This is a genomic window from Mesorhizobium helmanticense (genome assembly GCF_003034915.1).
In the GTDB taxonomy this organism is placed as follows: domain Bacteria; phylum Pseudomonadota; class Alphaproteobacteria; order Rhizobiales; family Rhizobiaceae; genus Mesorhizobium; species Mesorhizobium helmanticense.
In genome coordinates, this window is record NZ_PZJX01000052.1 from 161,341 (window position 1) to 185,080 (window position 23,740).

The 23,740-nt window shown below is 64.1% G+C and carries 17 protein-coding genes; 8 read left to right on the plus strand and 9 right to left on the minus strand.

The window, feature by feature from the left end:
* The first annotated feature begins 8 nt into the window (after positions 1 to 8).
* The 4 genes from C9427_RS28205 (at position 9) to C9427_RS28220 (ending at position 7,333) form a co-directional block, all read left to right on the plus strand.
* Positions 9 to 3,971 carry a peptidoglycan-binding protein gene (locus C9427_RS28205; protein ID WP_107652303.1) on the plus strand — a complete coding sequence of 1,321 codons (3,963 nt, stop codon included), beginning with the start codon at positions 9 to 11 and terminating at the stop codon, positions 3,969 to 3,971.
* Positions 3,972 to 4,163: 192 nt separating this feature from the next.
* Complete coding sequence (locus tag C9427_RS28210) at positions 4,164 to 5,087, plus strand: sulfite exporter TauE/SafE family protein (RefSeq protein ID WP_107652304.1); 924 nt, start codon at positions 4,164 to 4,166, stop codon at positions 5,085 to 5,087.
* Positions 5,087 to 5,881 (plus strand): TIGR02186 family protein, encoded by a 795-nt coding sequence (locus C9427_RS28215; protein WP_107652305.1) that lies wholly within the window; start codon positions 5,087 to 5,089, stop codon positions 5,879 to 5,881. Before C9427_RS28210 ends, C9427_RS28215 begins: the two co-directional genes overlap by 1 nt.
* 195 nt (positions 5,882 to 6,076) lie before the next feature.
* The gene (locus tag C9427_RS28220) at positions 6,077 to 7,333 is read left to right on the plus strand and encodes an Hsp70 family protein (RefSeq protein ID WP_107652306.1); all 1,257 of its coding nucleotides are present in this window, start codon (positions 6,077 to 6,079) and stop codon (positions 7,331 to 7,333) included.
* Between the two features lie 5 nt (positions 7,334 to 7,338).
* On the opposite strand, the gene C9427_RS28225 is transcribed toward C9427_RS28220, so the two are convergent.
* The gene (locus tag C9427_RS28225; RefSeq protein ID WP_107652307.1) at positions 7,339 to 8,229 is read right to left on the minus strand and encodes a LysR family transcriptional regulator; all 891 of its coding nucleotides are present in this window, start codon (positions 8,227 to 8,229) and stop codon (positions 7,339 to 7,341) included.
* Between the two features lie 275 nt (positions 8,230 to 8,504).
* On the opposite strand from C9427_RS28225, the gene C9427_RS28230 reads away from it, so the two are divergent.
* Genes C9427_RS28230 through C9427_RS28240 form a run of 3 tightly spaced genes read left to right on the plus strand, consistent with a single transcriptional unit; the run spans position 8,505 to position 13,111 of the window.
* Positions 8,505 to 11,435, plus strand: a complete 2,931-nt coding sequence (locus C9427_RS28230; RefSeq protein ID WP_107652308.1) for a molybdopterin oxidoreductase family protein — start codon at positions 8,505 to 8,507, stop codon at positions 11,433 to 11,435.
* Complete coding sequence (locus C9427_RS28235; RefSeq protein ID WP_107652309.1) at positions 11,432 to 12,166, plus strand: 4Fe-4S dicluster domain-containing protein; 735 nt, start codon at positions 11,432 to 11,434, stop codon at positions 12,164 to 12,166. Before C9427_RS28230 ends, C9427_RS28235 begins: the two co-directional genes overlap by 4 nt.
* Before the next feature lie 15 nt (positions 12,167 to 12,181).
* On the plus strand, positions 12,182 to 13,111 hold the full coding sequence (locus C9427_RS28240; RefSeq protein ID WP_107652310.1) for a dimethyl sulfoxide reductase anchor subunit family protein: 930 nt from the start codon (positions 12,182 to 12,184) through the stop codon (positions 13,109 to 13,111).
* A gap of 3 nt (positions 13,112 to 13,114) precedes the next feature.
* Here the strand turns inward: C9427_RS28240 and pdeM are convergent, their stop codons facing one another.
* From pdeM to C9427_RS28265, 5 genes are all read right to left on the minus strand, one after another.
* Positions 13,115 to 13,831 (minus strand): ligase-associated DNA damage response endonuclease PdeM, encoded by a 717-nt coding sequence (pdeM, locus tag C9427_RS28245; RefSeq protein ID WP_107652311.1) that lies wholly within the window; start codon positions 13,829 to 13,831, stop codon positions 13,115 to 13,117.
* Positions 13,828 to 16,362, minus strand: coding sequence for a ligase-associated DNA damage response DEXH box helicase (locus C9427_RS28250; RefSeq protein ID WP_107652312.1), 2,535 nt, complete (start codon positions 16,360 to 16,362; stop codon positions 13,828 to 13,830). The genes pdeM and C9427_RS28250 overlap by 4 nt, the downstream gene beginning before the upstream one ends.
* Before the next feature lie 69 nt (positions 16,363 to 16,431).
* Positions 16,432 to 17,292 (minus strand): C40 family peptidase, encoded by an 861-nt coding sequence (locus tag C9427_RS28255; protein ID WP_107652313.1) that lies wholly within the window; start codon positions 17,290 to 17,292, stop codon positions 16,432 to 16,434.
* A 54-nt stretch (positions 17,293 to 17,346) separates the two neighbouring features.
* Entirely contained in the window at positions 17,347 to 17,697 is a 351-nt protein-coding gene (locus C9427_RS28260) for a MarR family winged helix-turn-helix transcriptional regulator (RefSeq protein ID WP_097574413.1), read from the minus strand.
* Positions 17,698 to 17,757: 60 nt separating this feature from the next.
* Complete coding sequence (locus C9427_RS28265; protein WP_107652314.1) at positions 17,758 to 19,116, minus strand: leucyl aminopeptidase family protein; 1,359 nt, start codon at positions 19,114 to 19,116, stop codon at positions 17,758 to 17,760.
* A gap of 134 nt (positions 19,117 to 19,250) precedes the next feature.
* Here C9427_RS28265 and C9427_RS28270 point away from each other — a divergent pair, with 134 nt between their 5' ends.
* Positions 19,251 to 20,057, plus strand: a complete 807-nt coding sequence (locus C9427_RS28270) for a tetratricopeptide repeat protein (RefSeq protein WP_425351686.1) — start codon at positions 19,251 to 19,253, stop codon at positions 20,055 to 20,057.
* A gap of 236 nt (positions 20,058 to 20,293) precedes the next feature.
* Here the strand turns inward: C9427_RS28270 and C9427_RS28275 are convergent, their stop codons facing one another.
* The 3 genes from C9427_RS28275 to C9427_RS28285 all read right to left on the minus strand — a co-directional run.
* Positions 20,294 to 21,310: a type II secretion system F family protein gene (locus C9427_RS28275; protein ID WP_107652316.1), complete on the minus strand. Its 1,017-nt coding sequence runs from the start codon at positions 21,308 to 21,310 to the stop codon at positions 20,294 to 20,296.
* A gap of 12 nt (positions 21,311 to 21,322) precedes the next feature.
* Positions 21,323 to 22,336, minus strand: coding sequence for a type II secretion system F family protein (locus tag C9427_RS28280; RefSeq protein WP_107652317.1), 1,014 nt, complete (start codon positions 22,334 to 22,336; stop codon positions 21,323 to 21,325).
* 23 nt (positions 22,337 to 22,359) lie between these two features.
* Positions 22,360 to 23,740: TadA family conjugal transfer-associated ATPase (locus tag C9427_RS28285; RefSeq protein WP_107652318.1), on the minus strand; the 1,381-nt coding region annotated here is incomplete at its 5' end.

Consider the following 23,740-nt stretch of genomic DNA (forward strand, 5'->3'; position numbering starts at 1 on the left):
GCGCATTGATGAACAGCAAGCGGTCCTATCTCGATACACTCAACGCCGGCAGGCAGCGCCGGCCGCATACCACGCTTGAGGAGCTCAACCGTTCCCTGGAAACGCTGGAGCAGCGGCTGGAGCGCACGCGCGAGGACGCAAATGTGCGTCCCGATCCACGCCGGCCGGCCGCGGAGCCGCGCTATGCCAGCGCCGAACCCTATGGCCAGCAGCGCTGGCATGAGGAGCCGCGCCCCGCGCAGCAGCGGCCGAAAGATCCGGCGCCGGCCGCCTTCGACCAGAATTACCAGGCGATCGCCCGAGATATCGACCGCGTGCGCGGCCAGGAGGACGGCGTCGCCGTGGTCGGCAAGATCGCCGGCGAATTGCGCGGCTTGCGTGAAGAACTGCGCCACCAGATGACCGTCGGCTTGCAACGTGAGTTCGAGGCGCTGCGCAAGGATATCGAGCGGGCCTTCCAGGCAAGCGCTCAGCCGGGCGGCCGGTCGGGAGGCGGCAAAGGCAGCGCCGAACTCGGCGTCGAGTTCGAGCGGCTTTCCGGCGCCATCCAGACGCTGGCCGAAAAGAGCGACGACAGAAGCGTCAACATGCTTCGTCTTGAACTGGAGCAGGTCAAGGCCGCGCTCGATACGCTGGCGCGCGAGGAGAGCGTTCAGGCGGTCGGCCGCCGCTGGGACGAATTCGACCGCCGCTGGAGCGCTTTCGAAGATCGTGTCGATGCCGATCAGCAGAAGCGATCGGATGCGCCCGGCCTTGCAATGCTGACCGACCGGCTCGAACAGATCAGCAATGCCGTCAACAATCTGCCGGAATCGCTGTCGCTGCGTTCGCTCGAAGACAAAGTCCGCACGCTTGCCGGCGCCGTCGATCATTTCGCCAGCCAGCAGGACAATCGCAGCACCGGCACATTCGGCATGATCGACGAGCGGCTGGACGAGATTTCCCGCGCCATCGTCGCCTCGACCGTTGCAGCGCAGGCCAATTCATTCGATCCGGAACCCTTCGAACGCATCGAGAAGCGGATCGCCTCGCTTGCCCAGCAGATCGAGGAAGTCGCGCAGGACCGGCCTGGCAATCAGGTGATCGACCAGCTCAACATGCTGTCGAGCCGGGTCGACGATCTCGCCGGCCGCGCCAATCTGCCGGAGCAGGCGATGGAGCGTCTCGGCAATCAGATCGCGCTCATTGCCGACAAGATCGACCGGGCGCCGGCCATGCCGGACGCCGAATATATTTTCCAGGGCCTCGAACAGCGCTTCGATGTGCTGTCGGGCATGATGGAGCGGCGCCAGGGCGACGCCATCGAACAGGGAAACATGCTGTTTCGCGATCTTGAGCGCCGGCTGGACGAAGTCGCCGACCGGCTGGACCAGCGCACGTCGCAGGTCGACAGTGCCGGCATCATGGACGCCATCGACGCCCGCTTCACCGCGCTCGTCAAGCGCATGGAAACGCGCGCTCCCGATCCCGCCGGCGAGGCAGCGATCCGTGGCCTGGAAAGCCGGCTGGAAGATATCTCTCACCGGCTGGATTCGTCGGCGGCGCAAGTCGCCGGCATCGACCCGGCGCTGATCCGCAGCCTGGAAGCGCAGGTCGCGGGCCTGTCGGCCCATCTTTCGAAACCCGGCACACCACTGCCGGAATTCGAGGACATCAGCCCGCGCCTCAACGAAATCGAGAAGTCGCTGGCTGGAACCCGCGATTCCATCCTCACCGCGGCGCGCGAGGCAGCCGAGAACGCCGTCAGTTCGCTGGCCGGCTCCAGCGCCAACACCGCGGCCGTTTCAGGGCTCGCCCAGGATCTGAAGACGCTCGAAGCACTGACGCGCCGTTCCGACGAGCGCAATTCGCGAACCTTCGAGGCCATCCACGACACGCTGCTCAAGATCGTCGACCGGCTGGGGTCGCTGGAAACCAGTGAGCCGACCGACGCGGTCAGCGAACTTCTGAATGTACAACCGGCCGATCAGGACAGCTGGCGCGGCGGGCGGCGGGCGAAGATGACCGTTCAGGCCGCGCCGTCCATGGATATCGACCAGCCACTGCCGCTGATGGGTGACATGGCCGAACTCGAGAGCCGTGCCGCTGCCATCATGCGCAACGGACCAAACCAGCGCACACCGGCCGAAGCCGCGGCCGCGGCGGCCATGGCCGCGCTTGGCTCCGACACACTGCCGGAGACGGACGAACCGGCCGGCGGCCGCAAGTCGATGTTCGGTGGACTGGCGCGCGCCTTCAAGGGCAAGAAGGAGGCGGACATTCCGCCGCTTGCCGGATCGGAGCCTGGTGTCGAGATACCAAGCGTCGACCTTGACGAGCCGCTCGACCCCAAGCTTGCCAACCGGCCGCTGGAGCCAGGCTCCGGCGCACCCGACCTCAATGCCATCATGAAGCGCGTTCGTGATGAGCGCGGACCGGCGGCCAGGACCGGCGACACCGATACGGCGAAGTCGGATTTCATCGCGGCGGCCAGACGAGCGGCACAGGCCGCCGCCGCCGAGGCTGAGGTTCTCAAGCGGCAGTCGACGAAGAGCGGCCCGGTCAAGGCGCTCAGAATCGGCGACCTGCTCAAGAAGCGGCGCAAGCCGCTCTTGATGGGGACAACCGCCATCTTGCTGGCGATTTCCGGACAGCAGTTGGGCAAGGCCTTTTTCTCCGACCCCGTCGAAGTGGCCAGCAACGATGCGGCGCCGATCGTGGCGGCGCAGCCGGTGGAAACCGCGTCGGTCGGCGCCACCAGCGAGCCGAAGACGGCTGCGCAAATCGCAGATCGGGACAGCGAGCCGGACCGTACTGTCAGGCAGGCAGAGCCATCCGCATCCCTGACCAAGGACGATATGACGGCGCAGACCGCTCTCTACGCGCCGACCAAAGCCGAAACCCCGATGGACTCCGTGTCCGCAGAGCCCGCCCCTGCTCCCACGGCTCCTGCTCCAATGGCATCGGCGGCGTCGCCTGATCCGATGGCCGCGTCGCCAGAAGCGATTGCCTCGGCATCCGCGGAACCCACCACTGCCGAGCCAATGGCCACTGCGCCGGCGAACACGCCGAGCGCCCAGGACATGACCGGCGCGGTTGCGCCCGCGGATGCTTCGACGACGCCAGCCATTGCCAAGATCGACATACCGGCCGATGCCGGCCCGGCGGCGTTGCGCGACGCGGCGGCCGGCGGCGATGCCAAGGCGTTGTTCGAGATCGGCTCGCGCTATGCCGAATCGCGCGGCGTCAAGGAAGACATGGCCGCGGCCGCCAAATGGTACGAGAAATCAGCCGAACTCGGCTTCGCCCCGGCGGAGTACCGCATCGGCAATTTCTACGAGAAGGGCGTGGGCGTCGCGCGCGACGTCAAGAAGTCGAAGACCTGGTACCAGCTGGCCGCGGAACAGGGCAACGCCAGCGCCATGCATAATCTGGCCGTGCTCTTCGCCATGGCGGCGGACGGCGTGACCGACAATGAATCGGCTGCCAAGTGGTTCCAGGCCGCCGCCGATCTCGGCGTCAAGGACAGCCAGTTCAATCTCGGCATCCTGGCGGCGAAAGGCGTCGGGATGAAGCAGAACCTCGAAGAATCGTACAAATGGTTCGCGCTCGTCGCCAAGACCGGCGACAAGGACGCGGCGGCAAAGCGCGACGAGATCGCCAACGCGCTCAGGCCCGAGCAGTTGGAACGCGCACGCGCCGCCGCCGAACTGTGGAAGGCAAAGCCGCTCGATCCGGCGGCGAATTCGGCCGACATTCCAGAATCCTGGCAGGACGGCACGCCCCAGACCACCGCCAGCGTCGACATGAAAAAGGCGGTTCAGAACATCCAGCGCATCCTCAACAAGAACGGCTATGAGGCTGGCAACGCCGACGGCGTGATGGGCGGGAAAACCAAGACCGCGATCATGGCTTTCCAGACCGACAACAAGATGAAGGCGACCGGTACGGTCGACGAAAAGCTGGTCAAGGCGCTGCTGGCGCGCAAATAACGGCAGATGCGTCGTTTACACGATGCCCTTGCCACACATTTGCCTGTTAACTGATTGAGTTGTTTTTTGTTTCGGCGGCGCGGCGAGGTTTGACTTCGCCGTCCGGCCGGCGCAAGAACAATTTAGCTTTTTTGGCGCAAGATGCCCGCAACGGTTGCATTCGCCGACAGGCATATTGATCGAGACTGACGGGTGGGCATCTATCTCCCGATCGCGGAAATTTCCGTCAACGTCTTCGTGCTGCTGGCCATGGGCGCGGCGGTGGGTTTCCTGTCGGGCATGTTCGGGGTGGGCGGCGGCTTCCTCATCACGCCGCTGCTGATCTTCTACAACATTCCGCCTGCGATCGCGGTCGCCACCGGCGCCAACCAGGTCATTGCCTCCTCCTTCTCCGGCGCATTGTCGCATGTGAAACGCGGGACGCTCGACTTCAAGCTCGGCGGGGTGCTGTTGGCGGGCGGCATCGTCGGCTCCACCGCCGGCATCTTCGTCTTCGGGTTCCTGCGCCGGCTCGGCCAGCTCGACCTGTTCATCTCGCTGCTCTATGTCGTGCTGCTCGGCACTGTCGGCGGGCTGATGCTGGTCGAGAGCGTCAATGCACTGCGCGCCACCCGCGGTGGCGCCGCCCCGTTGCTGAAGAAACCCGGCCAGCACAACTGGATCCACCGCTTGCCGCTGAAGATGCGCTTCAGGGCCTCGAAGCTGTTCGTCAGCGTCATCCCGGTGCTTGGACTGGGCGCCGGCATCGGCTTCCTGTCGTCGATCATGGGCGTCGGCGGCGGCTTCATCATGGTGCCGGCGCTGATCTACCTCTTGAAAGTGCCGACCAACGTCGTCATCGGCACCTCGCTGTTCCAGATCATTTTCACCTCGGCCTACACCACGCTGGTCCATGCCACCACCAACCAGACGGTCGACGTCATGCTCGCCTTCCTGTTGATGGCGGGCGGCGTCGCCGGCGCGCAATATGGCGCCAAGGCCGGCCAGAGGCTGCGTGGCGAACAGCTCCGGGCGCTGCTGGCGCTGCTGGTGCTGGCGGTAGCGATCCGGCTTGCCATCGACCTGTTCGTGACGCCGCCCAACCGCTATTCGCTCACCGGCGTGGATCTGGGCTGATGGCAGGCGCGAGGGGGTTCGTTGCCGCTGTCTGGCTGACGCTCTCGGTCGTCGCCGCGTTGCCGGCGTTGGCGCAGACGCCACCGACCGAAAACATCCAGATCGGCCTGTCCACCGACAATGTCTCGATCACCGCTGGCTTTTCCGGCGCCGACCTCACCATTTTCGGCTCGCTGGAAAACGCCGACCCGCTTGTCGCGCGCCAGGGGCGCTACGATGTCATCGTCGTTCTGGAAGGCCCGGCCCGGCCCGTCGTGGTGCGCCGCAAGGACCGGGTGCTGGGCATCTGGATCAATCTGGAATCCGAGACCTTCGAGAACGTGCCGGTGTCCTATTCGGTGGCGACGACGCGGCCGCTGCAGGACGTCACCGACCCGAACAGCTACAAGCAATTGTCGCTCGGCGCCTCCAACCTCTACATGCAGCCGGCCGACGCCGGCGACAGTCCGGCGACGATCCAGGAGTTCACCGCGGCGCTGCGTGAACGCAAGACGGCGACCGGCCTCTACAGCGAGAATGTCGGCGGCGTGCAGTTTCTGTCGCAGAACCTGTTTCGCGCCACCGTCAGGCTTGCTCCCAACGTTCCGGTCGGCACCCACAAGGCCCGCGCCTTCCTGTTCAAGAGCGGCCTGTTCGTCAAGGAAAGCTCTGCCCAGCTCGAAATCCGCAAGTCCGGCTTCGAACAGTCGATCTTCCGCGTCGCGCACGACTATTCCTTCCTCTACGGCGTCTTCGCCGTATCGCTGGCCATGCTGACGGGTTGGCTCGGAAGGCTCGTCTTCCGCAAGGATTGACGCCTCGGGAAAATGGAAAACCATTTTCCCGGGGAGAGGGGTTTCCCTTTCCGCGATCTTGCGATAGACCGCCGCCTCCCAGCCCACGGGTAAACACGCACAAATCAGTTCGGCAGAACGGTCCGGTCCTCCGGACCACGGCGCGTCTTCCGACGCCGCTGGTTCTTTGCCGAGAAGCCATGACAGGGAGCGACCATGCGACCGGCATTCGGCGGTATCGACTTCGGCACGTCCAATTCCACCGTCGGGGTCATCCACGACGGCCGGCCACGGCTGGTGCCCCTCGAGGGCGGACAGCCCACCTTGCCAAGTGCCGTGTTTTTCAACTTCGAGGACGGTTACACTTATTTCGGCCGCCGCGCGATTGCCGACTACACCGACAGTATCGAGGGCCGGCTGATGCGCTCGTTGAAGAGCGTGCTCGGCAGTTCGCTTGCTCACGAAAAGACGCGCATCAAGGCGCGGTCGATCGGCTTCATGGAGATCGTCGGACTGTTCGTCAGCCATCTGAAGAAGCGGCTGGAGGAGGATGCCGGCGAGACGGTCGAGAGTGTGGTGCTCGGCCGTCCGGTGCAGTTCGTCGACGACGATCCGCAAGCCGATGCGAAGGCGCAGGGCGAACTTGAAAACGCCGCCCGCGCCCAAGGCTTTACGCATATCGCCTTCCAATTCGAGCCGATCGCCGCGGCGCTTGACTATGAGCAGAAGGTGACGCGGGAAGAACTGGCGCTGATTGTCGACATGGGTGGCGGCACGTCCGACTTCTCGATCGTGCGGGTCTCGCCGCAGCGCGCCCGCTCGCTCGACCGCAAGGACGATATCCTGGCCAGCCGCGGCATCCATATCGGCGGCACCGACTTCGACCGGCTGCTGAGCATCGCCCATGTTATGCCCGAGCTCGGCTATTTGACGCCAACCAAGGACGGCAAGCGCAATCTGCCGGCCAGTTACTTCATCGACCTGGCGACATGGCAGCGCATCAACCTCGTCTACACCGCCAGGGCGATGTCGCATCTCAGGCAGATCCGCTACGAGGCGGAACGCGCCGACCTGGTCGACCGCTTCATTCATGTCGTCGAGCACCGCTACGGGCACGCGCTGGCCGCTTTGGTCGAACGGGCCAAGATCGAGCTGACCGAGCAATTGTCGGCGCAGGTCGCGGTTGGGCTGCCGGGCGTGGAATTCGCGGCCGAAATCACGCGCGCCGGGCTGGAGGCAACCATCGCGCGAGATATCGGGCAGGTGACGGCCACGGTCGAACAGACCATCAGGGATGCCCGGGTGAAGCCGTCCGACATCACCGCGGTGTTCCTGACCGGCGGCTCGACGGCGATCCCGCTGGCGAGACAGAATATCCTGGCGCTGGTGCCGCAGGCGTCCGTCATCGAGGGCGACATGTTCGGTTCGGTGGGGCTTGGGTTGGCGTTGGACGCCCAGCGGAAATTTGGCTGATCCGCTTACGCCTTGGGCTTCGCAACAAGATGCGTCCTGAGCGCCATCTGGGCGAGGCTTGCCTGCCGGTCGCGATGGGTGATGATGGCGAAGTCGCGCCGCGGCAGGTCGATCGGCACCGAGCGCAGGCTGCCTTCGGCTATTGCGCCGGCGACGACAAGCTCCGAGATGATGGTCGCCCCGGCGCCGGCCTCGACCGCCTGGCGGATCGCCTCGTTGCTCGGCAGGACCAGGAATATCTGGAGGTCGGCGAGCGAGACCGCCTGGCGGCGCGCCAGATCCTCCAGCACCTCGCGCGTGCCTGAGCCGGCTTCGCGGATGATCCAGCGCAGTTCCCTGATATCAGGGGGGCCGTGCGGCGGCGCAGCGATCTTTGGATGGGATCGGGCCACGACCAGCAGCAGCCTGTCGACATCGACCTTGGCGCGCCGCAACACGTCGGATTCGGTGCGCCCCTCGACCAGGCCGAAATCCGCCGTGCCATCGAGAACGTGGGTCTCGACCTGTCTCGTATTACCGATGGTGACGCTAAGCCTGACGGCGGGATAGGCCTCATGGAAAGAGGCCAGCCGGCGCGGCAGCCAGTAGCTGGCGATGGTCTGGCTGGCGGCGATGGACAGGCTCCCAGTAATCGTCTGTGAGACATGTTCCAGCACGTTGCTTGCGGCGGCGGCGCGCTCGAGCACGGCCTTGGCCTCCGGCAGGAACCGGAGCCCGGTCTGGGCAAGCTCGATGTTGCGGCCGACGCGGTTGAACAGCCGGACGCCATGCTGCTGCTCGAGCGAGCGGATGGCGGCCGACGCCGCCGATTGGGAGATGCCCAAAAGCTCGGCCGCCTTGGTCACATGGCCACGCTCGGCGACGGCGACGAAGATGCGCAACTGGTCCAGGGTCATGCCCCTGATTAAGAAGCAAAATCGATTGGAATTACAAGAGCAAGTTATTAGACAGATCGATTGCTTTGTTCTAAATTTCTGGCCGAAGTTGGAAAAAAATCGCAGCCAAGCGGCAAGGGCTAGAAATTGATAGGGCGGTTCAAATCGCTGTTTGCCAGTTGGACCCGCAGCCTGCGGCGGCGGCTCGCGGGCGACGGCTATCACCCGGAAGAACATTACATGCGTGGACCCGGGCCAAAGACACGAGCCAAATACTCGGACGACAAAAGCAGATCATGACCCAAGGACCGCCGCGCGGCGCCAATTCCGCACCGTCCCAACGGCCGCTCGCCGACACGCGCGCGCCCGATGAGGGCGACGGCGTCAACACTTCGCCTGACGTCTCCGACCGCATCGCCAAGACCACCTGCTACATGTGCGCCTGCCGCTGCGGCATCGACGTCTACATCAAGGACGGCAAGGTCCGCTACATCAATGGCAACAAGGACCATCCGGTCAATCGCGGCGTGATCTGCGGCAAGGGCAGCTCCGGCATCATGCAGCACTACAGCCCGGCGCGACTGAAGAAGCCGCTGCTTCGCACCGGTGCACGTGGTTCGGGAGAGTTCCGCGAGATCGAGTGGGAGGAAGCCTTTTCGATCGCAACGGAGCGGCTGTCGGCCATCCGCCGGACCGATCCGAAGAAGCTCGCCTTCTTCACCGGACGCGACCAATCGCAATCTCTGACCGGCTGGTGGGCCAGCCAGTTCGGCACGCCGAATTTCGCCGCCCATGGCGGCTTCTGCTCGGTCAACATGGCGGCCGGTGGGCTCTACACGATCGGCGGCTCGTTCTGGGAGTTCGGCGAGCCCGACTGGGACAACACCAAATACTTCATGCTGTTTGGCGTCGCCGAGGACCATGATTCCAATCCGATCAAAATCGGCCTGGGCAAGCTCAAGGCGCGCGGCGCCAAGGTCGTTTCGATCAATCCCTGCCGCACCGGCTACAACGCCATCGCCGACGACTGGATCGGCATCCGGCCCGGCACCGACGGCCTGTTCGTGTTCGCCCTGATCCATGAATTGCTGAAGGCCGGCCGCGTCGATCTCGACTATTTGCTGCGCTACACCAATGCGCATCAGCTCGTCATTCAGGAGCCGGGCGCGGCCGACGACGGGCTGTTCGTGCGCGACGGCGCCGGTAGCTCGCTGGCCTGGGACAGGGTGGCGAAGACGCACGTCAAGGCAACCGATACCAATGCGAAGCCTGCGCTCACCGGCAGCTTCACGGTGGATGGGCGCCGCTGCGTTCCAGTGTTTCAGCTCATCGCCGACCGTTACCTCGACGAAAGCTATGCACCCGACGCGGTCGCGGAGCGCTGCGGCATTCCCACTGAGACGATCCGCCGGATTGCCGCCGAGCTGGCGCATGTCGCCTTCGAACAGACGATCGAATTGCCGGTGGCCTGGACCGACTGGGCCGGCCGCCGCCATGAAACGATCAAGGGGCGGCCGGTGTCGATGCATGCGATGCGCGGCATCTCGGCCCATTCGAACGGTTTTCACACCTGCCGCGCCATCCACCTGTTGCAGGTGCTGCTCGGCACGGTGGATGTACCTGGCGGGTTCCGCTTCAAGCCGCCCTATCCCCGGTCGGCGCCGCCGGGACCGAAGCCCGCGGGCAGGAATGTACAGCCGATGGCACCGCTCGAAGGCATGCCGCTCGGCTTCGTCTGCGGGCCGGACGATCTGCTGGTCGATGAGGCCGGCGCGCCGCTTCGCATCGACAAGGCCTATTCCTGGGACGCGCCGCTCGCCGCGCACGGCCTGATGCACACGGTGATCCGCAACGCCTGGGCGGGCGATCCCTACCCTATCGACACGCTGCTAATGTACATGTCGAACATGGCCTGGAACTCGTCGATGAACACCGTCGAGACCATCGCCATGCTGACCGACGCGGACGAGGCCGGCAACTACAAGATCCCGTTCATCATCTATTCCGATGCCTATTATTCCGAGACCGTGCCGTTCGCCGATCTGGTGCTTCCCGACACGACCTATCTCGAAAGGCACGACTGCATCAGCCTGCTCGACAGGCCGATCAGCCATGCCGACGGGCCGGGCGACGCCATCCGCCATCCCGTCGTCGAGCCTGACCGCGACGTCAGGCCGTTCCAGTCCGTGCTGATCGAGCTCGGCGCGCGGCTCGGCCTGCCCGGTTTCGTCGACGAGGATGGCTCGGCCAGATATCGCGACTATGCCGATTACATCGTCAACCACGAACGCGCACCGGGCGTCGGCCCGCTCGCCGGCTGGCGCGGCAAGGACGGTGTTTCGATCGGCAAGGGCAATCCCAATCCCGACCAGTTACAGCGCTACATCGACAATGGCGGCTTCTGGCACCACGACTTTGCCGCCGACCAGCGTTACTACAAGATGGCCAACCGCTCCTACCTCAGCTTCGCCGAGCAGATGGGCTTTATCCCGAAGGCCGAGCCCATCGTCTTCCAGCTTTATTCCGAACCGATGCAACGCTTCCGCCTTGCGGCGCGCGGCCATGGGCGGGTGCAGCCGCCGGCGAGCGAGCGCGGCCGCATCGAGACCTATATGGACCCGCTGCCGTTCTGGTACGCCCCGTTCGAGGAAGCCGTGGTCGACCTGCAGAAATACCCGCTGCACGCGCTGACGCAGCGACCTATGCACATGTATCATTCCTGGGGCTCGCAGAACGCTTGGCTCAGACAAATCACCAGCCAGAACCGGCTGTTCGTGCACGCGAAAACGGCTGCCAATCTGGGCCTCGTCGACGACGACTGGGTGTGGATCGAGAGCATCAACGGCCGGGTGAAGGGGCAGATCAAGCTGGTCGGCGGAGTCAATCCCGACACGGTGTGGACCTGGAACGCCATCGGCAAGCGGCGCGGCAGTTGGGGCCTCAAGGATGATGCGGCGGAATCCAACCGCGGCTTCCTGCTCAACCACATCATCGGCGACCAGACCTCTGCCGATGCGAACGGCAAGCGTTACTCGAATTCCGATCCGGTCACCGGCCAGGCGGCATGGTTCGACCTGCGCGTGCGCATCGTCAAATGTGCGGCCGAGGAAGCCGGTTTCACCGAGCCGCAGTTCGAACGTTTCCGCCAGCCGCCGCATTTCGCGCCTTCGCCTGACATACTCCGCTTCGGCGCCGAGTTCCGCATGAAAAGAGAAGCCGCCGAATGACCTGCCTTCCCGCCCACACCGACAAAAGGCTTGGCCTGGTCATCGATCTCGACACCTGCGTCGGCTGCCAGGCCTGCGTCACCGCCTGCAAGGAATGGAACACCGGCGGCCATATGGCGCCGCTGACCGACATCGACCCCTATGGCGGCAATGTCGACGGTGTCTGGTTCAACCGCGTCCACAGCTACGAGCACACGACCGAGATGGGTGGGCGCACGGTGAACTTCCCGCGTTCCTGCCTGCATTGCGAGACGCCGGCCTGCGTCACCGTCTGCCCGACGGGAGCCTCCTACAAACGCGCCTCGGACGGCATCGTGCTGATCGACGAGGACAAATGCATCGGCTGCAAATTGTGCAGCTGGGCCTGTCCCTATGGGGCGCGCGAATTCGACACCGATGTTGGTGTGATGAAGAAATGCACGCTCTGCGTCGACCGCATCTACAACGACAATCTGGCCGAGGAGGACCGCGTGCCGGCCTGCGTCGCCGCTTGCCCGACCAGTGCCCGGCATTTCGGCGACCTCGGCGATCCAACCTCGGCGGTGTCGCAACTGGTGGCTGAGCGCGGCGGCGTCGACCTGATGCCGGAGATGGGCTATCACCCGACCAACAAGTACCTGCCGCCGCGCGCCCATACCACGCGCGCCGCATCGGTGCCGGCGCCGGCCCTCGAACCGGTGCGGACCGAAGGCGGTTTCCTCGGCTGGGTCGACCGCATGCTTTCGAACTGACCAGCAACCAGCCTCATGCATCCAGCCTTCTCCGTCGTTTTTTTCACCACCGCCACGGGCGCCGGTTACGGCCTGCTCGCGCTGCTCGGCGTGCTTGCCGGCGTCGGTGCGATCCCACCCGATTTCTGGCTCGGCTTCATTGGCCTGGGGCTGGCGCTCGGCCTGATCGCCGCAGGCCTGTTGTCCTCGACCGGCCATCTCGGCCGGCCGGAGCGGGCATGGCGCGCCTTCTCGCAATGGCGCAGCTCCTGGCTGTCGCGCGAAGGCGTTGCGTCGGTCGTCACCTTTGTCCCGGCCGGGCTGTTCGGCATAGGCTGGGTGCTGCTCGGCCGCACGGATGGCTGGGTGGCCATCGCCGGATTGCTGGCGGCCGTCGGCGCGGTCGTCACTGTCTGCACCACCAGCATGATCTATGCGTCGCTGAAGCCGATCGCCCAGTGGCACAGCCGCTATACCTTGCCGGGCTACCTTATTTTTTCGGCGATGACCGGCAGCGTGCTTCTGAACGCGCTGCTGCAGGGCTTTGCCGTCGGCTCGAACATCCTTCTGGCGGTTTGCCTGACCTTGCTTGGCTGGGGCTGGAAGCTGGCGACCTGGCGGCACAATGACCGATTGGAAATCCCGACCACCGCCAACACCGCGACGGGCTTGGCCGGCGGCACGGTGCGGTCGCTGGAATGGCCGCACACCGAGGAAAACTATCTGCTCAAGGAAATGGGCTTTCGCATCGCGCGCAAGCACGCCGCGAAACTGCGCCGGATCACGCAATTGCTGGCTTTCGCCTTGCCTGTCCTGCTACTTGCCATTGTGTTGGCCCTGCCCTGGCAGGCTGCGGCGGTGCTGTCGGTGCTAGCGGCGGCGGCCCAATTCGCCGGGATGCTGGTCGAGCGCTGGCTGTTCTTCGCCGAAGCAAAGCACACAGTTACGCTATACTACGGCAGATAGGTTTCAGCCCGGCCGCAGCATCGAGCCGGAAATAGCGAAGATGCGCTCGGCGCCCAGCATATAGGCCATTAGACTCTCGCGGCGGAACAGGCCGGCATAGGCGCGGTCGAGCACGTTGAGCGAGCCGGTATAGGCGCCGAAGGCCGGCATGATCATGCGGCCACCGTCGCCGGCAAAGCAGCGCCGCCGCACCGAGCGGCCGCGTTGCACGATGCGGGCGCAAGGATGCAAATGGCCTGCGATCTCGCCTTCAACCCTGATCTTCGACGGTTCATGCCGGAACAGCAGCGAGCCGATGGCGAGTTCGCGCACGGTGTCGCCGGGCAGGTCGGCGGGCGCCTCCGGATCGTGGTTGCCGGCAACCCAGAACCAGTCGCGGCCGGCCATCAGTGCTTCCAGCCTTTCGCGGAAGCTTGCGTGCATGCGCGCGGCGCCGCCGCCATCGTGAAAGCTGTCGCCCAGGCTGATGACAATGGCAGGCTGGTAATCAGCGATTACCGCTTGCAGCCTCAACAACGTCGCGCCGGTGTCGTAGGGCGGGATCAGCGCGCCGCGCCGGGCAAAGGACGATCCTTTTTCGAGATGCAGATCCGAGACGGCGAGAAGCCGAAGCTCCGGAAAATAGAGCACGCCGCGCGGGTCGCAAACCGCACGTTCGCCGGCGATGCCGACGATGTCGGCCTCGGCGGTCAGCGATGCGCGCGCCAGCGAATAGTTCATGCTTCACTCATTCCCGGACCCATTGCCTCCTCGACCAGTGTCGCCGCGTCCATCAGCAGCGTTTCATCGGCTTCGCCATGCACCGGCATCTTGCCAATCTCCAGCATGATCGGCACGGCGAGAGGCGAAATCTGTTCGAGATTCCTATGCACGATTCGTCCCTGAATGCGCGAGAGCATCTCTGCAAGTCTGCTGACATCGAGCAGACCCGTGGCGGCATCGGCGCGCGTCGCCTGAAGCAGGATGTGGTCGGGTTCATGGCTGCGCAGCACGTCGTAGATCAGGTCGGTCGACACGGTAACCTGGCGGCCGCTTTTCTCCTGTCCCGGATGGCGTTTCTCGATCAGTCCCGAGATCAGCGCGCAATTGCGGAACGTTCGTTTCAGAAGCCAGCTATCGGCCAGCCAAGCTTCAAGATCGTCGCCCAGCATGTCCTGATCGAAGAGTGCGGCGAGCGATGGTTTCTTCGCCGTGAACATTTGGCCCATGTCGGCCAGCGACCATATGGCAAGCGCATAGTCGGTGGCGACGAAGCCGAGCGGCCTGGCTCCAGCCCGGTCGAGGCGGCGTGTCAGCAGCATGCCAAGCGTCTGGTGCGCCAGCCTGCCCTCGAATGGATAGGCGACCATGTAATGCCGGTTGCCGCGCGGAAAGGTCTCGATCAACAGATCGTCGCGTTTGGGCAGCACCGATTTGTCGGCCTGATAACGCAGCCAGTCGGCGACCTGTTCCGGCAGCTTCTTCCATCGCCGCGGGTCGTCCAGCATGATGCGGACCTGCTCGGCAAGATACGTCGAAAGCGGAAACTTGCCGCCACCGTAATAGGGCACCTTGGCATCGCTGCCAGGCGCGTTCGACACGAAGCACTCATTCTCGCGAATGCCCTCGAAGCGCAGCACCTTGCCAGCGAACATGAATGTGTCGCCATGCGTCAGCGTTTCGAGGAAAGCCTCCTCGATCTTGCCAAGAACCCGGCCGCCGCGGGAAGCCGAGCCTCTGCTGCCAGCCCTGACATAACGCACGTTGAGCGCCGGCACCTCGATTATGGTGCCGACATTCAGTCGGTATTGCTGGGCAACCCGGGGATTGGACACCCGCCAAAATCCGTCCTTGTTGAGGCGGATGCGGGAATACCGCTCGTAGTTCTTCAGCGCATAGCCACCGGTGGCAACGAAATCGACGACGCGATCGAATGTCGGCCGGTCGAGGCTGGCATAGGGCGCTGCGGTCCGCACTTCCTCGTACAGCGCATCGGCACGAAACGGGGCCGCGCAGGCGCAGCCCAGCACATGCTGGGCCAGCACGTCGAGTCCGCCATCGACCAGCGGCGGCGTATCCTGGGCCCCGAGATAGTTGGCGTCGAGCGCCGCCCGGCACTCCAGCACCTCGAAACGATTGGCCGGGATCAGGATCGCCTTGGACGGCTCGTCCATGCGGTGGTTGGCGCGGCCGATGCGCTGCGCCAGGCGGCTCGCCCCCTTCGGCGCGCCGACATGCACGACCAGATCGACATCGCCCCAGTCGATGCCGAGGTCGAGCGTCGAGGTGGCGACGATGGCGCGCAGCGCATTCTCGCTCATCGCCTTTTCGACGCGCCGGCGCTGAGCGACGTCGAGCGAGCCGTGATGCAGCGCGATTGGCAAGGTGTCTTCATTGACCCGCCATAATTCCTGGAACAGCAGCTCGGCCTGGCTGCGCGTGTTGACGAAAAGCAGGGTCGTCTTGTGGCGCTTGATCTCACGATAGATCTCCGGCGTGGCGTAGCGCGCCGAATGGCCGGCCCACGGCACACGCTCTTCCGAATCGAGAATGGAGATTTCGGGCTTGGCGCCCCCCGTGACCACAATCAACTCGGACATGCCGCCCGGAGGATTCTGGCTGACCAACCAACGCCGCAACTCGTCGGGCTCGGCGACTGTCGCCGACAGGCCTATCATCTGCAGGCCGGGAACAAAGGAGCGCAGCCGGGCCAGGCCGAGCGCCAGGAGATGCCCGCGCTTCGAGGTCACGAGCGAATGCAGTTCGTCCAGCACGACGTAGCGCAGATCCTCGAAGAACCGCCGGGCGTCGCCGGCTGCGATCAACAACGCCAGTTGCTCGGGCGTGGTGAGCAGGATGTCGGGCGGCGCCAGCTTCTGCCGCTGGCGCTTGTGCGCCGGCGTGTCGCCGGTGCGCGTCTCGATGGAAATAGCCAGTCCGATCTCTTCGACCGGCTTGCCGAGATTGCGCTCGATATCGACGGCCAGCGCCTTCAGCGGCGAGATGTAGAGCGTGTGGATGCCGCGATGCGCCTGCCCTGGTTTCCTTCTTGGCCGATTGGCCAGTTCGGTCAATGACGGCATGAAGCCGGCCAACGTCTTGCCGGCGCCGGTCGGCGCGATCAGCAATACCGACTGCCCGCCCTGAGCCTTTGCCAGCAACTCAATCTGATGGACGCGCGGCGACCAGCCTTTTTGCGCGAACCATTTGACGAATGGCTCCGGCAAGACCACGGCGGTATTTTGTTCGGCAAGGCGCGGCTGCTCTGTCACGCGCCAGAGGTAGCGCGACGGCGCGCAATCGCCAAGCGGAATCGGAACAAAAGGGGATCAAGATTCGCTCTAAAGCCGTCGGTATCCCGTCGGCCCACCATAGAGATAGCCGATGCGGGCAACGGCATCGTTGAACCCCTCGCGCGAGACCAGCATGGTGTGGCCGTTGGCGTGGATCATGGTCGTGGCATCGGTCATGACAGCGACATGGCCTTTCCAGAACACCAGGTCGCCGCGCCTGAGCCCGGCAAAATCCGGGCCGGGGTCGAGCGGCTCGCCGATGGTTGCCGCCTGCATGTCGGAATCGCGCAGCACTTGCCTGCCGGCCATGCGCAGCGCCAATTGCACGAGGCCTGAACAGTCGATACCGAAGCCGGAAGCGCCACCCCACAGATAGGGCGTCCCGAGAAACGTCTCCGCGACGGCGACATAATCGTCAGCCGCCTCGCCGACTGGCCGCAAATGGCCCGATATGATCGCCTCGCCGGATGGCAGCAGCGCATAGTGCGTGCCGCGCGTTTCGGCAGCACCGGCCACCGTTACCGCCGATCCCATCGAGAGTTGTCCAGTGATGGGAAACCGCAAATCCGGGCCGGGATAGAGGAAGGTGCGCGGCACCGAAACGACATGGGTCGGCGTGTGATCCCGTGCTCCCAGCACAGTGTCGGCAACATAGCCGACATAACCGTCGCGCTCAGCCTGGATCCAGGCCCAGCCTTCGACGTCCTCGAAGACGAGGACATCGTCACCGAACAGGGCTTGCGTGTTGACGCCGGCATCGGGCCGCGGCGCCTTGCGTATGTCGGCCACGGACGCTGTGATCCGCGCCGGCCGGCCGGGGACAAACCGCTCGGCGGCAACCTCGCCCTTCAGCCTGGCGTCGGCGAGATCGGATCGGAAGGCGTGGAGGCGAGCGTCACGGGCGGTCAAATTGGCAACTCTGTTCTATCTTGTCTGTTTTTGTCTTGGCGTTTGAGCTTTGCCCTAGATGGGCAGTTCCTGGGCTCTGGCGATGATACCATCGCCGAAGCGCTCGACAAAGAGCGCGCCTTCGACCGTGCGCTTGACCAGCACGTTGCGCTTGTCGAGTTCGTCGCGATGGCGCGACACCAGCTTCAGCGCGCCCATCGTATCGAGCGCCCGCGTGATGACCGGCTTGGTGACGTTGAGCCGTGCGGCCAGCCCGCGCACGGTATGCGGCGGTGGATCGAGATAGATGGTGAACAGGATCGCCGTCTGGCGCATGGTAAGATCAGGCGCGCCCTCGCGCACCTGCGACAGCATCACCTGCTGCCACAGTCGCATGGCCTGGCTCGGACGCATCGCGATCGACATCTAGCCAGCATGACGGCAAATTGTTTCGGTTCCGTTTCAGTCGCGAATCTTCGTTGGCTATTAGCCAAAGCGTTTAGAGATGACGCTCTCCAGCGCTCGGATGCCTTGCGCTTCGCCGCCGGCCGGACCATGGGGACGATCGGACGGGTTCCAGGCGAAGATGTCGAAATGCGCCCAGGCGGCCGTTTTCTCGACAAAACGCTTGAGGAACAGTGCCGCGGTGATCGAACCAGCGAAGCCGTCAGTGGTGACGTTGTTGATGTCGGCAATCCTCGACGACAGCTTTGCGTCGTAGGGGCTCCACAGCGGCATGCGCCACAGCGGATCCTCTACCGCAACGGAGGCCGCCGCCAGTTCGGACGCCAGCGCTTCGTCGCCGGTATAGAAAGGCGGCAGGTCGGGACCGAGCGCGACGCGCGCGGCCCCCGTCAGGGTCGCCATGTCGACCAGCAATTGCGGTTTCTCGTCATCGGCCAGCGCCAGGGCATCCGCCAGCACCAGCCGCCCCTCGGCGTCGGTGTTGCCGATCTCGACGCTGATGCCCTTGCGACTCGCCAGCACATCGCCGGGCCGGAAGGCGTTGCCGGCGATCGAATTCTCGACCGCCGGGATCAGCACCCGCAGCCGGACCTTCAGCCTGGCCGCCATGATCATCGAAGCGAGGCCAAGAACGTTGGCGGCACCGCCCATGTCCTTCTTCATCAAGAGCATGCCGGATGACGGCTTGATGTCGAGGCCGCCGGTGTCGAAGCAGACGCCCTTGCCGACCAGTGTCACCTTCGGCGCATTCTTCGGTCCCCAGTTCATGTCGATCAGGCGCGGCGCATCGGCCGATGCACGGCCGACCGCGTGGATCATGGGAAAATTCTGTGTCAGCAGATCGTCGCCCCTGGTCACCGACACTTCGGCCTTGTGCGCCGCGGCCAATGTCCGAACTGCCGCCTCCAGCTGGTCTGGTCCCATATCGCTGGTCGGCGTGTTGACCAGATCGCGCGTCAGGAAGACGCCGTCGGCGATACGGCGAATACGCGCCGCATCGGCGTCGCGCGACAACGCGAAGCGCAGCGTCTTGCCCGGTTTCTTGCCGTAGCGGGTGAAGACATAGCCACCAAGCAACAGTGCAATCGCCGCGAGTTCCGGCTCGGCCAATGCGGAGGCGAAATGCCAGTCGCCTTCCGGCAAGGCTCTCGCCAGGGCGCCGATGGCGAGAGCGCCATCGCCAGTGCCAAACAGCGCGCCGGCCAGCGCGCCGCCTTCACCGGGTACGATGAGCGTCCTGCCGGCCTCGCCGGAGAAGCCGTTGGCCCTCGCCCAGGCGATCGAAGACGGCGCAAGGCTCGCTGTCTCCAGACCGTCCCTGGCGACCAGATGCACCGGCAGTGCGTTCTTGGGTTTCGTCTCGACGAGTTCGACGGGCATGGATGGTCTCCGGCTTTCGAGTCAGCGTTTCTTAACTCTCCGTTAGGGTTAACAGAATATTTCTTTGGGAGGAAAGACGGCCACGCAATGGCCACGCGCACGGATAGAGGCCGACGTTGATGCCGAGCAACCGAATGATGCACGCCACGGGAAAACGGCTGATCACCACGGCGCTGATGATGGCTCTTGCAGCCAGTGTCGCCGGCTGCGGTACCAGCAAATTCACCACCGGCTCGATCGCGCGGTCCAGCGGTAAACCGCTGGAAACCATGTCGGCCGGAGAATTGCATAGCGCAACAACCAGACTTGGCGAATCCTATGCCAAAAACCCCAGCGACAAGCGGATCGCGACGAATTATGCAGCCGCGCTGCAGATGGATGGCGATGCCGACCAGTCTCTGGCGGTGATGCGCAAGCTGGCAATCGCCCTGCCAAAGGACCGCGACGTGCTTGCTGCCTATGGCAAGGCGCTCGCCGCCAACGGCCAGTTCGAGCCGGCACTCGATGCCGTGCGCCGGGCGCAAACGCCGGAATATCCGGACTGGAAGTTGGTATCGGCGGAGGCCGCCATTCTCGACCAACTCGGCCAGAAGGACGAAGCGCGCCAGGATTACCGCAAGGCGCTCGACCTCAAGCCGAACGAGCCCTCGATCCTTTCCAACCTCGGCATGTCCTATGTGCTGGAAGGCGATTTGCGCACGGCTGAAACCTATATGCGCACGGCCGCCCAGCAACCGAACGCGGACAGCCGGGTCCGCCAGAACCTGGCGCTGGTCGTCGGCCTGCAGGGCCGTTTCGACGAGGCCGAGAAGATCGCTTCGCAGGAACTGTCGCCCGAGCAGGCGCAGGCGAACGTGGCCTATCTTCGCCAGATGCTTGCCCAGCAGAATGCCTGGAGCCAGCTCAAGGACCAGGACAAGGCAAAGCCTGCCACCAACTGACAATAGCAGCTACCTCGATATCCAGCCGCCTAATGCATGTCGCGCAAAAGTGTGCAGCGGTTTTGCGGTAACGACATGCACAAAAACATGAATCTAAAGCGCGTCGCATGAGGCCGGTCGAACGCGGTGCGCTTTAGAAGCGCGTCGCTTTTTGAGAGAGCTTGCGCGACATGTACCAGACATCAAAGCCGCGCGGCGTCAGCAGCGCGGCTTTCTCCTTGACTTCGACAGGTCGCTTACTGGCTGCTGGTTTTCGGCGTATCGCCAAAGATGCCGCGCTCGCTCACCTGGATGCCAGCGGGGCCCAGAATGATGGCGAACAGCACCGGCAGGAAGAACAGGATCATCGGCACGGTGAGCTTGGGCGGCAAGGCCGCCGCCTTCTTCTCGGCGGCGTTCATGCGCATGTCACGGCTTTCGGCGGCTAGCACGCGCAGCGCATGTGCCACCGGCGTGCCGTAGCGTTCGGCCTGGACCAGTGCCTGCGATACCGACTTCACCGATTCCAGGCCGGTGCGGCTTGCAAGGTTTTCGTAAGCCTGCCTGCGTTCCTGCAAATAGGAAAGCTCGGCATTGGTCAGGATGAACTCCTCGGCGAGCGCCACCGACTGTGCGCCGATCTCGTCGGCGACCCTGCGAAGCGCCGCCTCCACCGACATGCCCGACTCGACGCAGATCAGCATCAGGTCGAGCGCGTCCGGCCAGGCCATCTGGATCGACTGCTTGCGCTTGGTGGCCCGGTTGTTGACATAGAGCACCGGCGCATAGAAGCCCGCATAGGCGACGACGATGCAGACGAATACCTTGATCAAAGGCGGCTGCTCGGGCAATCCGCCGAGCACGAAAAGGTATATCGAAGCCAGCGCGAAGCCGACAAAGGGCAGGACCAGGCGGAAGAACAGGAACCGCGTCAGCGGGTTTTGGCCGCGAAAGCCCGCCACTTTCAGCTTCTGCAACGTGCCTTCATCGGCCAAAGCGCGCCTCAGATCGAGGCGATCGACGATGTTGCGCATGCCGATCGATTGTTCCTCGCGCAGGCCCTTGCGACGGCGATCGGCCTCGGCGGCCAGCCGCGCGCGCTGCTTGGCGCGCAACTCGTCACGCTCCAGCGCAACGGATCTCATGCGAGTCTTGAGCTGGTTTCCGCCGAAGGCGGGCAACAGTGTGAGGGCGGTCGCAAACACCGCGATGGCGACCAGCATGGCAATGAGAATTGCCGGGTCGGTAAGGGTTCCGATGACGTGTTCGGTCATGCGCTCTCAATCCTAGACTTCGAAGTTCATCATCTTGCGCATCACCAGGATGCCGATCGACATCCAGACGGCCGAACAGCCGAGGATCAGATTGCCGACGCTGGTGGTGAACAGCGGCATGATGTAGTTCGGGCTGGTCAGGTAGACGAGAAAGCCGACGATGAAAGGCAGGGCGCCGATGATCACGGCGGATGCCTTCGCTTCCATGGACAGCGCCTGGACCTTGGCCTTCATCTTCTTGCGGTCGCGAAGCACGCGCGAAAGATTGCCAAGCGCCTCCGAAAGGTTGCCGCCGGCCTGGGACTGGATCTGGATGACGATGCCGAAGAAGCTCGCCTCGGTGCATGGCATGGTTTCGGCCATGCGCAACGAGGCGTCGGGGATCGACAGGCCCATCTGCTGCGAATCGACGATGCGGCGGAATTCGGCCTTGACGGGTTCGGGAGATTCGTTGGCGATCAGGCGGATGGCGTCGTTCAGCGGCAGGCCTGATTTGACCGCACGCACAATGATGTCGAGCGCATTCGGGAATTCATTGAGGAAAGCCTTGACCCGGCGAGCACGGGAAAACGAGACGAACCAGCGCGGCAGGCCGAGAGCACCCACCAGCAGCACACCCGGCAAGGCAAGCAGCGGCGCACCTATGAAATAGGCAAGAAACGTCAAGACGACGCCGCAAACGGCCGAGTAGACATAGAAACGCTCGAGCGACACCTTCATGCCGGCCTGGCGGATCTGGGCTTTCAGCGGTGGCTTCTTGACAATGCGCTGGTTGGACTTTTGTTTTTGTTCGAGTTCCTTCAACGAGTCCTGCACCGATTTGCGCCGCTTGGCGGCTTCCACCACACGATCGCGCGAGGCCTTGACGACGGCACGATCCGTCTCGGCGGTCTTGATCGTCTCCAGCCGCCTGCCGACCTGCTTCTCCTCGCTGATCTGATTGAACAAAAAAGCATAGGCAATCCCGCCGGCACTGAAGCCGGCGAGCGCGATGAATGCCAATACGGTGGCGTCAATTCCGAACATCGACCGTGGCCCCTGCCCCTTCGTCAGTCAGCACGTTTCTCCATCGCCTCGAGCGCATTGGCGAGACGCTGTTCCTCGCCATAGTAGCGGGCGCGGTCCCAGAAATGCGGGCGACCGATGCCTGTCGACACATGCTCGCCCAACAGCCTACCGTTCGCGTCCTCGCCCTTGATGTTGTAGAGGACGAGGTCCTGCGTAATGACGACATCGCCTTCCATACCGATCACCTCGGTGATGTGGGTGATGCGCCGCGATCCATCGCGCAGGCGAGCCGCCTGTATGATCACGTCAATGGAACCGACGACGATTTCGCGCACGGTTTTTTGCGGCAGCGTGTAGCCACCCATCGCGATCATCGATTCGATACGGTTCAGGCATTCGCGCGGACTGTTCGAGTGGATCGTTCCCATCGAGCCGTCATGGCCGGTGTTCATCGCCTGCAGAAGGTCGAACACTTCCGGTCCGCGCACTTCGCCGACGATGATGCGCTCGGGCCGCATGCGCAGGCAGTTCTTGACCAGGTCGCGCATGGTTACCTCACCCTCGCCTTCGAGATTGGGCGGGCGGGTTTCCAGACGCACGACATGCGGCTGCTGCAGTTGCAGCTCGGCCGAATCCTCGCAGGTAATGACGCGCTCCTCGCGGTCGATATAGTTGGTCAGGCAGTTGAGCAGCGTCGTCTTGCCCGAGCCGGTACCGCCCGAAATGACGATGTTGCAGCGGACGCGGCCGATGATCTTGAGGATCTCGGCGCCATGCGGCGAAATGGCGCCGAACTTGACTAGCTGATCGAGCGTCAGCTTGTCTTTCTTGAACTTGCGGATGGTGAGCGCGGTGCCGTCGATGGCGAGCGGCGGCGCGATGACGTTGACGCGGGAGCCGTCGGGAAGACGCGCGTCGCAGATCGGGCTCGATTCATCGACACGGCGGCCAACCTGGCTGACGATGCGTTGACAGATGTTGAGGAGCTGCTGGTTGTCGCGGAAACGAATGCCGGTCTGCTCGACCTTGCCGTTGACCTCGATGTAGACGTTCTTGGAGCCGTTGACCATGATGTCGGCGATGTCGTCGCGGGCGAGCAATGGCTCCAGCGGCCCGTAGCCCAACACGTCGTTGCAAATATCCTCGAGCAGCTCTTCCTGCTCGGAAATCGACATCGCGAAATTCTTGATCGCGATGATGTCGTTGACGATGTCGCGGATTTCCTCGCGCGCGCTTTCGGGGTCGAGCTTGGCGAGCTGCGACAGGTCGATCGTATCGATGAGCGCCGAGAAGACCTGGCTCTTGGTGTCGTAGTAGGTTTCGCTCTTTTCGCGCTGGACCCGTCTGGGCTCCGGCGCCAATGGCGGCGCCTCGACTGCGCGGCGCGCGGGCGCGGGCGCGGGCGCCTGCGCCGGTGCCGGT

Coding starts and splice junctions, on each gene's coding strand:
- C9427_RS28205 (WP_107652303.1), top strand. CDS start 9: ATGAACAGCAAGCGGTCCTATCTCGATACACTCAACGCCGGCAGGCAG.
- C9427_RS28215 (WP_107652305.1), top strand. CDS start 5,087: ATGGCAGGCGCGAGGGGGTTCGTTGCCGCTGTCTGGCTGACGCTCTCG.
- C9427_RS28220 (WP_107652306.1), top strand. CDS start 6,077: ATGCGACCGGCATTCGGCGGTATCGACTTCGGCACGTCCAATTCCACC.
- C9427_RS28225 (WP_107652307.1), bottom strand. CDS start 8,229: ATGACCCTGGACCAGTTGCGCATCTTCGTCGCCGTCGCCGAGCGTGGC.
- C9427_RS28230 (WP_107652308.1), top strand. CDS start 8,505: ATGACCCAAGGACCGCCGCGCGGCGCCAATTCCGCACCGTCCCAACGG.
- C9427_RS28235 (WP_107652309.1), top strand. CDS start 11,432: ATGACCTGCCTTCCCGCCCACACCGACAAAAGGCTTGGCCTGGTCATC.
- C9427_RS28240 (WP_107652310.1), top strand. CDS start 12,182: ATGCATCCAGCCTTCTCCGTCGTTTTTTTCACCACCGCCACGGGCGCC.
- pdeM (WP_107652311.1), bottom strand. CDS start 13,831: ATGAACTATTCGCTGGCGCGCGCATCGCTGACCGCCGAGGCCGACATC.
- C9427_RS28260 (WP_097574413.1), bottom strand. CDS start 17,697: ATGTCGATCGCGATGCGTCCGAGCCAGGCCATGCGACTGTGGCAGCAG.
- C9427_RS28265 (WP_107652314.1), bottom strand. CDS start 19,116: ATGCCCGTCGAACTCGTCGAGACGAAACCCAAGAACGCACTGCCGGTG.
- C9427_RS28270 (WP_425351686.1), top strand. CDS start 19,251: ATGATGCACGCCACGGGAAAACGGCTGATCACCACGGCGCTGATGATG.
- C9427_RS28275 (WP_107652316.1), bottom strand. CDS start 21,310: ATGACCGAACACGTCATCGGAACCCTTACCGACCCGGCAATTCTCATT.
- C9427_RS28280 (WP_107652317.1), bottom strand. CDS start 22,336: ATGTTCGGAATTGACGCCACCGTATTGGCATTCATCGCGCTCGCCGGC.